The organism is Acuticoccus sediminis (assembly GCF_003258595.1).
GTDB lineage: Bacteria > Pseudomonadota > Alphaproteobacteria > Rhizobiales > Amorphaceae > Acuticoccus > Acuticoccus sediminis.
This window is the reverse complement of sequence record NZ_QHHQ01000001.1, coordinates 926,402-937,739: the sequence shown is the minus strand read 5'-3', so window position 1 is coordinate 937,739 and position 11,338 is coordinate 926,402. Positions and strand designations below refer to the sequence as shown.

General features: G+C 71.3%; 9 protein-coding genes. 4 read left to right on the top strand and 5 right to left on the bottom strand.

What is annotated here, in order from left to right; genetic code table 11:
- Positions 1–3 precede the first annotated feature (3 nt).
- From DLJ53_RS04015 to nikE, 3 genes are read left to right on the top strand one after another with little or no spacing between them, the layout of a single operon-like run.
- Complete coding sequence (locus tag DLJ53_RS04015; protein ID WP_211100538.1) at positions 4–879, top strand: ABC transporter permease; 876 nt, start codon at positions 4–6, stop codon at positions 877–879.
- On the top strand, positions 876–1,787 hold the full coding sequence (locus tag DLJ53_RS04010) for an ABC transporter permease (RefSeq protein ID WP_111342553.1): 912 nt from the start codon (positions 876–878) through the stop codon (positions 1,785–1,787). The genes DLJ53_RS04015 and DLJ53_RS04010 overlap by 4 nt, the downstream gene beginning before the upstream one ends.
- Positions 1,784–3,364 (top strand): nickel ABC transporter ATP-binding protein NikE, encoded by a 1,581-nt coding sequence (gene nikE / locus DLJ53_RS04005; RefSeq protein ID WP_111342551.1) that lies wholly within the window; start codon positions 1,784–1,786, stop codon positions 3,362–3,364. The genes DLJ53_RS04010 and nikE overlap by 4 nt, the downstream gene beginning before the upstream one ends.
- On the opposite strand, the gene DLJ53_RS04000 is transcribed toward nikE, so the two are convergent.
- From DLJ53_RS04000 to DLJ53_RS03990, 3 genes are all read right to left on the bottom strand, one after another.
- Positions 3,361–4,269 carry a DMT family transporter gene (locus DLJ53_RS04000; RefSeq protein WP_202912989.1) on the bottom strand — a complete coding sequence of 303 codons (909 nt, stop codon included), beginning with the start codon at positions 4,267–4,269 and terminating at the stop codon, positions 3,361–3,363. The genes nikE and DLJ53_RS04000 overlap by 4 nt on opposite strands.
- A gap of 23 nt (positions 4,270–4,292) precedes the next feature.
- Complete coding sequence (gene dmdD / locus DLJ53_RS03995; protein WP_111342549.1) at positions 4,293–5,099, bottom strand: methylthioacryloyl-CoA hydratase; 807 nt, start codon at positions 5,097–5,099, stop codon at positions 4,293–4,295.
- 145 nt (positions 5,100–5,244) lie between these two features.
- Positions 5,245–7,026 (bottom strand): acyl-CoA dehydrogenase family protein, encoded by a 1,782-nt coding sequence (locus tag DLJ53_RS03990; protein WP_111342547.1) that lies wholly within the window; start codon positions 7,024–7,026, stop codon positions 5,245–5,247.
- Between the two features lie 122 nt (positions 7,027–7,148).
- On the opposite strand from DLJ53_RS03990, the gene DLJ53_RS03985 reads away from it, so the two are divergent.
- Positions 7,149–8,201: an AraC family transcriptional regulator gene (locus DLJ53_RS03985; RefSeq protein WP_111342545.1), complete on the top strand. Its 1,053-nt coding sequence runs from the start codon at positions 7,149–7,151 to the stop codon at positions 8,199–8,201.
- 10 nt (positions 8,202–8,211) lie between these two features.
- Here DLJ53_RS03985 and DLJ53_RS03980 read toward each other — a convergent pair whose 3' ends face one another.
- Together DLJ53_RS03980 and DLJ53_RS03975 are read right to left on the bottom strand one after the other, a co-directional pair.
- Complete coding sequence (locus tag DLJ53_RS03980; RefSeq protein WP_244935027.1) at positions 8,212–10,224, bottom strand: hydantoinase/oxoprolinase family protein; 2,013 nt, start codon at positions 10,222–10,224, stop codon at positions 8,212–8,214.
- Positions 10,225–10,695: 471 nt separating this feature from the next.
- On the bottom strand, positions 10,696–11,307 hold the full coding sequence (locus DLJ53_RS03975; protein WP_202912988.1) for a helix-turn-helix domain-containing protein: 612 nt from the start codon (positions 11,305–11,307) through the stop codon (positions 10,696–10,698).
- Between the last annotated feature and the right edge of the window lie 31 nt (positions 11,308–11,338).

Below are 11,338 nucleotides of genomic sequence, written 5' to 3'. Positions count from 1 at the left end.
CCGATGGCCCTCGCGATGGAAGCCATCGGGGACAAGGCCGGGAGGCGCCGCAGAGCCGGCGTCCTCACGCCCGCCCGTATCGCGGGGGCGGTCGTCCTCGCGATCGTGCTCACCGCGGTGTTCGCGCCGTGGATCGCAACGCACGATCCCTTCGACCAGGACCTCTTCAGCCTCAACGCGGCGCCGGGGGGAGAGCATCTCCTCGGCACCGACCACATCGGCCGCGACGTCTTCTCCCGCCTCGTCATGGGCGCGCGGCTGACCCTGATGGTAGGCGCCGGCGGCACGCTGGTCGCCTTCCTGCTCGGCGGAGCGCTGGGCCTCCTCGGCATGGCGCTCGGCCGGTGGGGCGAGATGGCGGTGTTCGCCTTCATCGACCTCGTGCGCGCGGTGCCGGGCATCCTCCTCGCCCTCCTCATCATCGTCGCCGTCGGCGAGGGGACGGGACCGGTGACGCTGGCGCTCGGCATCTCCTTCGCGCCGTTCTTCGCCTACGTCGCCCGCGCCACCTACAAGCGCGAGGCGGCGCAGGACTATGTCCGCGTCGCCGGCCTCTTCGGCGGCGGGCGGCTGCACGTGCTGCGGCTCCACATCCTGCCCAACCTCTTCGGCAGCCTGATCACGCAGGCGGCGATCATCCTGCCGCGCTGCATCGTGACCGAGTCGGTGCTCTCCTTCCTCGGCCTCGGCTCCTCCCCCGACGCGCCGACCTGGGGCCGCATGATCTCCGACGCGAGCCGCTACCTCGAAGTGTCGCCGCACGCGATCCTGGCGCCGATCCTCGCCCTCATCGCGCTGACGGTGAGCCTCCTCGTCCTCGGCGACGCGCTTCGCGAGCGGTTCGACCCGCTGCGCGCCCGGTCGGGGGCGGCACGATGAGGCAGGCCGGGGCGATCCTCCTCTCGCTGGCGCGCATGCTTCTGCAGGCCGCCGGCATCGTCCTCGTGGTCTTCCTGCTCTGCCGTGTCGCGCCGGGCGACGCGGTCGACCGCATGGCCCTCGAGGGCGGCCTCACCGCACACGAGGAGGCCGAGCTGCGCCACGAGATGGGCCTCGACCGCCCCCTCGTCGTCGATCTCGCCACCTGGGCCGGCAACGCGCTGACGGGCGACTTCGGCGAGTCGCTGCGCTACCACCGCCCGGTGGCGGGCATGCTGGCGACGGCGCTGCCGACGACGCTCGCGCTGGCCGCCGGCTCCTTCCTGCTCGGGCTCCTCGTCGCGCTGGGGCTCGCGGTGTCGGCGGCGGTGACGGGCAACCGCGTGCTGGCGAGACTCGTCAACCTCGTCAACGTCTGGTCCATCGCGCTGCCGACCTTCTGCGTCGGCGTGGTGGCGATCCTCGTCTTCTCGGTGTGGCTCGGGTGGCTGCCGGTCGTCGGCGCGCTGGCGATGCCCATCGTCATCATCGCCATCGACAACGCAGGCCAGATCGGCAAACCCCTCTTCGAGGAGTTGCGCGAGGCGGCGACGTCCGCCCACGTGCGCACCGCCTACGCCAAGGGCCTCGGGCGCCCGCGCATCGCCTTCTTCCACCTCCTGCCGACCGCACTGCCGGTGGCGCTCGCCCTGTCCGGCCTGGTGCTTGCCGGGCTTGTCGCGGGGACACTCACGATGGAGATCCTCTTCAGCCTGCCGGGTATCGGCAGCCTGATGCTGAACGCCATCCACGGCCGCGACTACCCGGTGGTGCAGGCGGCCATCACCGTCGTCGCGGTGGCACTGGTGGTGATCAACGCGGTCATCGACATCATCCATCGCGCCGTCGACCCGAGGCTTTCACGATGACCCTGCCGATCCTCGCCACCCACGGCCTCACGGTGTGCGCGGGCACGCGCCCCATCGTCGAGGACGTCTCGCTCGGCGTTCCGGCCGGCGGCACGCTCGCCATCGTCGGCGAGTCGGGGTCGGGCAAGTCCACGCTGGCGCTCGCCGTCACCGGCCTGCTGCCGCGCGGGCTCGCCGTCACCCACGGCACCGTCGCGTTCGACGGCGCGCCCCTGCCGCTCGACGACGCCGGGGCCATGCGCGCGCTGCGCGGCCGGCGGATCGGCATGATCTTCCAGGACCCGATGGCGTCCCTGAACCCGTTCATGCGCGTCGAGAGCCAGCTTGCCGAAGCGCTCGGCCGCGCCGGCATGCGTGGAGGCGATGCGCGGCGGCAGCGCATCCTGTCGCTGCTGGCCGAGGTGGAGCTGGAAGCGGCGATCGCCCGGCGCTACCCGCACGAGCTCTCCGGCGGCCAGCAGCAGCGCGTGATGATCGCGATGGCCCTCTCCGGCGAGCCGCAGCTTCTGGTCGCCGACGAGCCGACCAGCGCGCTCGACCCGACCACCACCGTCGAGATCGTCGCCCTGCTGACGCGCCTGCGCGGCAGCCACGGGATGGCGCTCGTCATGATCAGCCACGACCTCGGTCTCGCGGCGGACGCCGACGCGGTCGCCGTGATGCGCGCCGGCCGCGTCGTTGAGAGCGGCCCGGCCGGCGCCGTCCTCGGCGCACCGCGGCAGGACTACACCCGCCGCCTCGTCGACGCGCGCCGGATGCTGGACCGGCCGCGGCCCGTCGCGCCGTCCGACGCCACCGTCCGCGCCGAGGCGCAGAGCGTCGCCGTCGCCTTTCGCGGCAAGCTCTTCACGCGGCCGGTCCGCGTGGTGCACGGGGTGAGCGCATCGCTGACGGCCGGGCGCACGCTGGGGATCCTCGGCCGCTCCGGCTCCGGAAAGAGCACCTTCGCCCAGACGCTCGCGGCCATGCAGCAGCCGAGCGGCGGGCGCGTCACCATCCTCGGCACCACCCTGGAGCCGGGGAGCGGGCCGCTGCCGCGCGGCGACCGGCGCGCGGTGCAGTTCGTCTTCCAGAATCCGCAAGGTGCGCTCAACCCTCGCCTCACCGTCGGCCGCGCGCTCGCCGAGCCGCTCCGCCTCGCCGGCCGCCGCGACGGGCTCGCAGCGGTGATCGGCGCCGCGCTGGAGGACGTCGGCCTCGAAGCCGGCATGGCCGGGCGCTACCCGCACCAGCTCTCCGGCGGCCAGCGTCAGCGCGTGTGCATCGCGAGGGCGCTGCTGTGCGACCCGAAGGTGCTCATCTGCGACGAGGTCGTGTCCGCCCTCGACACCACCGTGCAGGCGGAGATCCTGACGCTCCTCGCGCGCCTTCAGCGCGAGCGCGGTTTCGCGATGGCCTTCATCGGCCACGACATCGACATCGTGCGCTGGATCTCGGACGAGATCATCGTCATGCACCACGGCGAGGTGGTCGACCGCTTCGCTCCCGACGCCCTCGACGCTCCGGACCGGCACGCGGAGACGCGCCGCCTCCTCGCACGGCGCAGGGAGGTGCAGGCGCCGGCGATGGCCGTCTAGTCGGCCGTCGCGCGCATCGCGATGGCGACGCCCGCCAGCGTGAGGGCGAAGGCGACGGCGGCGCGCAGGCCCAGCGGCTCGCCGAGGAGCACCGCGGTCGACACCGCGCCGATGATCGGGATGAGCAGCAATCCGGTCGACGCCGTCGCCACCGGCAGGCGCGCCGCCGCCGCGAACCAGGCGAGATAGCAGAGCGCCATCGGGAAGAGCGCCATGTACGTGAGCGCGCCCGCGCCGCGCCAGGTCAGCGCGCCGAGGTCCGGCAGCGCCACCAGCAGTCCGGCGAGGAACATCATCGCCGAGCCGAGCCCGATGAGCCAGCCGGTGCGCACCAGCGGCGTCAGCGCGACGGGGCGGCGGAACGCGACGGAGCCGAGCGCGAACAGGATCGCCGCCGTCAGCGCCAGCGCGATGCCAGGGAGCTGGTCCGCCGCCCCCTCGGTGCGCGCCCCGAACAGCACCAGCAGTCCGCCGCTGCCGAGCGCGATGGCGAGCCAGTTCCGCAGGTCCGGGCGCTGCCCGAGGACCGGCCAGGCTAAGAGCGTCGCCCAGATCGGCATCGTGAAGGTGATCAGCGCGCATTCGGCCACACGCAGCCACAGGAGCGACAGCGCCGTCAGCCCCATCCAGGCGAAGACGCTGGTGAAGGACGCGAGGCCCAGCTGCCGCCACGAGCCCGGCGGCGGCGCGATCGCGTCGCCTCGCATCGCTCCGACGGCGAGGAGCCCCGCTGCGGCGGCGAGACCGGCCGTGCCGCGCGCGAACAGCGGCGGCCAGTCCTCCATGATGATCTTGATCATCGGCCAGCCGAGGCCCCAGCCGAAGGCCGTGACCATCAGGCAGGCCCATCCCAGGAGGCGCGCGTCGAGGCCGGCCTTAAGGCCGCCGGAGGCATCGGTGGACACGACGCGCCTCCTTCGGGACCGGCTCAGGCGGTCGCGTTCGGGCGGACGCGCGCGGCGGTCTTGTTGGCGAACGCCTCGAGACGCTCGCGGGCGGCGGGCTGCGTGTTGACGACGCCGGCGACGACCGCCTCGGCGTAGGCCGCGTCGAGGGCCGACATGTTCTGCATGTGGCTGATCGCGGAGCAGATGGCGAAGTTCGTCAGCGGTAGGTTGGCGGCGGCGCGGTCGGCCAGCTCCATGGCCTTGTCGAAGCTCGACCCCTCGACGAGGTACTGGGCGAGGCCGATGTCGATCGCCTCCTGCCCCTGATAGACGCGGCCGGTCAGCATCATGTCGATCATGCGCGCCTTGCCGACGAGGTCGGCGACGCGGATCGTGGCGCCACCGCCGGTGAAGAGGCCGCGCTGCCCCTCCGGGAGGGCGAAGTAGGTGCTGGCGTCCGCGATGCGCACGTGGGCTGCGCTCGCGAGTTCCAGCCCGCCGCCGACCACCGCGCCCTTCAGCGCCGCGATCACCGGCACGCCGCCGTACTCTATCTTGTTGAACGCCTCGTGCCAGCGCAGGCACACGTGCATGAAGTCGGCCGGGCTGCGGTCTTCCTTGTGGTGCTCGATGAGGTCGAGACCGGCGCAGAAGTGGTCGCCCGACGCCGCCAGAACGATCGCCCTCGCGCCGCGGCGCGGAGCGGTCGAGAAGAGCTCGATCAGCTCCTCGATGGTGGCGGCGTCCAGCGCGTTGCGCTTCGTCGGCCGGTTCAGCGTCACCACCCACACCCCGTTCTCGCGCGAGGTGTCGAGGTCGAGATTGGTATATTGGGCGACGTTCAGCATGAAGATCGTTCCTCGGGTTCCCGGACCGCGCCCTGCGCGGACGTCCGGACGAAAAGGGGCGCCGGCACCGCAGGGCGGGCCGGCGCGGCAGGAGCCGTTCGGGCGCCCCCCGGTGCGGGGTTCGCGCCCTCGGCGGCGGAAAGGGTCAGAGTGCGGCGGCCGCGGCGCCCAGCATGCTCTCGCCGCCCTCGACGATGCGCTCGCGCAGCACCTCGGCCTCGTTGAGGATGTGGTCGGCGTAGAAGCGTGCGGTCGCGATCTTCGCGGCCATGAACTCCGGTTCGACGCCCCTGGCGAGCTCGGCCTCGGCGACGATGAGCGAGCGGGCGAGCTGCCAGCCCGCCATCAGGTTGCCGGCGAGCATCAGGTACGGCACCGACCCGGCGAAGACGGTCTGCGGGTCGCGCGGCGTCTCGAGCACGACGAAGTCCACCACCGCCAGGAACGCCTCGCGCGCCCGGGCGAGCTTGCGCGCCACCACGCGGGCGGGGACGGAGTCGGAGGCGTTCAGCTCCGCCTCGGTCCCGGCGATCATCTCGGCGATGCGGTAGGCGGTGCGCCCGCCGTCGCGCAGCGTCTTGCGGCCGACGAGGTCGTTGGCCTGGATCGCGGTGGTGCCCTCGTAGATCGGCAGGATGCGCGCGTCGCGGTAGTGCTGCGCGGCGCCGGTCTCCTCGATGAAGCCCATGCCGCCGTGCACCTGGATGCCGCAGGAGGCGACGTCCACGCTCATCTCGGTCGAGTAGCCCTTCACCAGCGGCACCAGGAACTCCGCGACCGCCTTCGCCTCGGCACGCCGGTCGGGGTCGTCCGCGTGGCGGGCGAGGTCGTGCCAGCCGGCCGTCGCGGCGGCGAGCGCCCGGCAGCCTTCGGTGACGGCGCGCATGCGGGTCAGCAGGCGGCGCACGTCGGGGTGGCGGATGATGGCGACGCTCTCGTTGGACGAGCCGTCAACCGGGCGGCTCTGCACCCGCTCCCTGGCGTAGCCGAGCGCCTGCTGGTAGGCCCGCTCGGCCACCGCGATGCCCTGGATGCCGACCGCGAACCGCGCCGAGTTCATCATGATGAACATGATGTCGAGGCCGCGGTTCTCCTCGCCGATCAGATAGCCGGTCGCGCCCTCGTATTCGAGGACCGCGGTCGGGCTCGCGCGGATGCCGAGCTTGTGCTCGATGCTCACCGTGCGCACCGCGTTGCGGCCGCCGAGGGAGCCGTCGGCGTTGACGAAGTACTTCGGCACCAGGAAGAGGCTGATCCCCTTCACCCCCGCCGGCGCACCCGGAATGCGCGCGAGGACCAGGTGGACGATGTTCTCGGCCTGCTCGTGGTCGCCGTAGGTGATGAAGATCTTCGTGCCGGAAATGGCGTAGCTGCCGTCCCCGCGCGGCTCGGCCCGCGTGCGCAGGAGCGAGAGGTCGCTGCCGGCCTGCGGCTCGGTCAGGTTCATCGTGCCCGTCCAGCGGCCGGCGACGAGGTTGTGGAGGTAGGTCTGCTTCTGCTCGTCGGAGCCCGCGGTCAGCAGCGCGTCGATCGCGCCGTCTGTCAAAAGCGGACACAAAGCGAAGCTCATGTTCGCGGCGTTGAAGATCTCGCCGCAGGCGGCTCCGACGGCGCGCGGCAGGCCCTGGCCGCCGAACTCGACCGGGTGCTGCAGGCTCTGCCAACCGGTGTCGACGAACTGTTCGTAGGCTTCCTTAAAGCCTTCCGGAAGTACAACGGACTCGCCGTTGAAGTGGGAGGCCGCCCGGTCGCCAGAGGCATTCAGCGGGGCAAGCACTTCTTCGGCGAAGCGGGCGCACTCTTCGATAATCGCGCCGGCCGTCTCCAGCTCGACGTCTTGAAACTGCGGCAGATGGCACAATTCGGCCCAGCCTGAGAGGTGCTCGATGTTGAACACCATGTCCTTCACGGGCGCCGAAAAGACCATGGCCGCCTCCCCCGCTATCACGATTCTGGCCGGAACATAGTAATGAACCCCGGGCCGGCACTATCGCTGTTTCAGACGCGCAATTTGCAAAAACTGCCAAACTGCACCACCTTGAACGAACCATGGTCACGCCGTCGGCTCGCAGGATCGTCCACCTCTCCACGGTGTCCTACGCCTTCGTGGAGGACTGGCTCGCCACGCTGCGGGCGCAGTGCGGCCCGGACATGCTCGCCAACTTCCTGGAACAGGCCGGACTTTCGATCCCCGAAACCGACCCCGAGCTCGCCCGCGTCACGCACGACCAGATCGTCAGCCTATACCAGCAGGTCGCCGCCGAGACGGGGGACGAGATGATGGGGCTCTGGAGCCGCCCCATCCGCTCCGGCACCCTGAAATACCTCTGCACCGTCCTCCTGGAGGCGTCGTCGATCCGCACCGGGATCTACCGTTTCACCGGCTTCTGGAACATGCTCCTCGACGACTACCGCGTGGAGCTGGAGCGCGACGCCAACGAGATCCGCGTCAGCCTCATCCCGCGGTTCGAGGGCCTCGTGCCGAACCGCTTCGGCCACATGCTCCTCCTGAAGCTGACGCATGGCATCGTCTCCTGGCTCGCCGGGCGCGAGCTGCCGCTGCGGGACGTCGGCTTCGCCTTCCCGCGGCCGGACTTCGCGGAGGACTACCCGGTCATCTTCCCCGCCGCGATCGGCTTCGACGAGCCGTATTCTTCGATCAGCTTCGACCGCGCCCTCGGCAGCCTCCCGGTGACGCGCACGGCGGCGGAGATGCACGCCTTCCTCGTGCGCGCCCCGCGGGACTGGATCTTCACCGACTACAAGGAGCATGCGCTGCAGCTCCGGGTGCGCGAGCTTCTGCACCGCTCGGCGCGGATGAGCTGCAAGCTGGAGGACGCGGCGCGGTCGCTGAACATCACGTCGCGCACCCTCATCCGCAAGCTCGCGGCGGACGGGGCGTCATTCCAGGGGATCAAGGACGGCCTGCGCCGCGACATCGCGATCCGCGAGCTGACGCACGGGTCGAAGAGCCTCGAGGCGATCAGCCAGGACCTCGGCTTCGCCTCCGCGCCCAACTTCCACCGCGCGTTCAAGCAGTGGACCGGGTCGACGCCCGCAAGCTACCGCCAGCGCCACAGCCCGGCCGAGCAGGACGCCTGAGCGCCGCCCGCTATCCGATCTTGCCGAGGATAAGGTTGCCGACCGGGTCCATCGAGGCGGCCCACCCGCCCGGGACGAAGACGGTCGTCGTCTGGTCGTCGAGGACCAGCGGCCCGGCGAGACCGTCCGGGCCGACGGCGCGGCGTGGCAGGCGCCTCGCCTCGTGGTGGCGCCCGCCGCCGAACACCCTGACGACCTCCCCGTCGGCCGCGACGTGGGGGCCCGTGCAGGCCAGCGTCGGTGCCATCCCCTCGGTGATGTGCAGCGCGACGCGGGTGGTCACCACCTCCACCACCTTGATCGCGGGGATCCCACCGAGGCGGTAGGCGGCGCCGTAGGCATTCTCGAAGGCCGCGCGCAGCAGGGCCGGCGTGGACCCGGCCGCCAGCTCCTCCGACAGGCGCACCGCGATCTCGAAGGCCTGGCCGACGTAGCGCATGTCGAGCGTCACGTCGCAGCGGCGGATCGGGCCGAGTGCCATCCGGTCGGCGTCGGCGTTCAGCTCCGTCTTCAGCTCGTCGATGATCTCGTGGACGATCTCGCTCGCCCCCTCCTCGACGCTGATTCGCCTGGTGCGGGAGGCGAACAGGCTGTGGTCCGCCGTCAGCAGTCCGTACGCCGAGATCGCCCCCGCGCGCGGCGGCACCAGGACGGTCTCGATGGAGAGCGAGTCGGCGACCGCCACCGCGTGCAGCGGCCCGGCACCGCCGTAGGGGACGAGCACGTAGTCGTGGGGATCGCGCCCGCGCCGCGTGCTGATGAAGTCGATCGCGGTGACGATGTTGGCGACGGCGATGTTCACGGCGCCCTCGGCCACCTCCTCGACAGAGAGGGCAAGGGTGTCGGCGATCTCGGCGAAGGCGGCGCGCGCGGCGGCGACGTCGAGCGGCGGGCCGCTCGCCAGACGGGCGTCGGCGGCGATGCGGCCGCAGACGACGTGCGCGTCCGTCACCGTCGGCCGCGTGCCGCCGCGGCCGTAGCAGGCCGGCCCCGGATTCGCCCCGGCGCTGTGCGGGCCGACACGCAGCATCCCCGCGTCGTCGACGAAGATGATCGCCCCGCCCCCGGCCCCGATGGTGGTGACGTCGACCATCGGCAGCTGCACCGGCAGCGAGGCGATGGTCGAGTGCGAGGCGATCTCCGGCCGCCCGTTCTCGACGAGGCACACGTCCGCGCTGGTTCCGCCGATGTCGAGCGTGATGATGTCCCGGTGCCCCGAGAGCCCGGCGAGGCGCACCGCGCCGGTCACGCCGGCGGCGGGTCCCGAGAACAGCGCGCTCGCCCCGTTGCGGCGGACGGTCTCCACCGGCGCGCGCCCGCCGTGCGACTGCATCATCGAGAACGGACCGGTGAAGCCGGCCGTCCTCAGGTGCGTCTCGATCTCGCCGAGATAGGTCTCGAGGACCGGCTGGACGTAGGCTGCGAGGGTCGTCGTGCTGGCCCGCTCGTGCTCGCGGAACTCGCGCGCCACGTCGCACGAGGTGGTGACGCGCAGCGACGGCCAGCGCGCCTTGATGAAGGCGGCGAGGTCGTGCTCGTGCGACGGGTTCACGAAGGCGTTGAGGAGGCAGATCGCGACCCCGTCGAACCCGCCCGCCTCGAGGAAGGCGGTGAGGCGGGGCGCGAAGAGTTCGGTGGCGAGGCGGGTGGAGACGCTGCCGTCGGCGAGGATGCGCTCGGGCACCTCGAGCGTGTCGCCACGGGCGACGAGCGGCTCGGCCTTCCGGTGGGCCGGCTCGAAGATCACCTCGCGGCCCTGACGGCCGAGCAGCAGGATGTCGCGAAACCCTTCGGTGATCAGCAGCGCGAGCCGGGCTCCCCTACGCTCGAGCACCGCGTCGGTGGCGACGGTGGAGCCGTGCGAGAACTCGGTGATGGCGCCGGGTTCGATGCCGGCGCACCGGAGGGCGGCGATGACGCCCTGCTCCGGCTCCTCCGGCGTCGTCGGGACCCGGGCGAAGATCAGCCCGTCCGGCCCCGACGCGACGAGATCCGTGAACGTTCCGCCGACCTCGATGCCCACGCGCAAGGGGCCGCCCCTGGGTGAGAGAGGTTCCGGGTCGTCGAGAACCGGCGCGTCGGATTGAGGCGTTGTGGTCGAAGGCAAGGGTGTCAGCTGCGCTGCAGGATAGGGGACGACGGCACCGCCACGCGCTTGGGCGCCACCGTCAGGAACAAGGACCGGACAAACGGACGCGACGCGGCACGACCGGCGCCGGCCGGAGCGTCGGCGCCGAGGACAGGACTCAGAGACGCGGTTTCATGGTTCAATATTATTTTCATTGCAATGAACGCTCAAGCGCAATTCTCGTTCGTACGGCAACGATCGTTCGAATACGCATGCATACCGAAAAACGGACTAAACTCGCATTGATCGGCAGCGATCCCAATGACGTACCCAATCCGGCGTCGTTTACAGAATGGCTGCGCGCAGCTGGCGGACGTTTCACCGAGGTCTCACGCCGTCGCCGCCCGGACTGGCGGCGCCGGGGCGTCATGCGCCCGGCGGCGGGCGCCTGCGGTCGCGGGAGTTGACCCACAGGACCCGGACCGGCCTGTCGGTCGGATTCGTGAACGTATGGTCCGCGGAGCTGGAGAAGCTGAACCCGTCGCCCTCGCGCAACGTGTAGTCGAAGCCGTCGACGGTGAGGCGCAGGCTGCCGCCGAGGATGACGCCGACCTCCTCCCCGTCGCCGGACACCGGCGCGCGGCCGGTGGTGCCGCCCGGCTCGATGACGATCTCGACCAGGCGGCGGTTGACCTCCGAGGCCGGATTTCCCGGCGTCAGAATCTCCTTGGTGATCCCGTTGCGCCACATGATGGGCCGTGGCCGGCGGTCGCGCTGCATCACCGGCCCGTCGGGCTCGGTCTCGCGCTCCGGCAGGTACGGAAAGAGCGCCCCGATCGACACGCCCAGCGTCGCGCTGACGAGGCTGAGGACGCGCAGGGACGGCGAGGAGAGGCCCCGTTCGAGCTGGCTGAGATACCCCACCGACAGCCCCGTCCCATCGCCGAGCTCCTGCAGGGAGAGGCCTTGCGCGGTCCGTAGCAAACGGATCTTGCTCCCGACCAGACGGTCGAGGTGGGCGTCTTCGGAAAGAGGCATATCGCTCATCCGTGTCAAGCCGCTCCCTCCG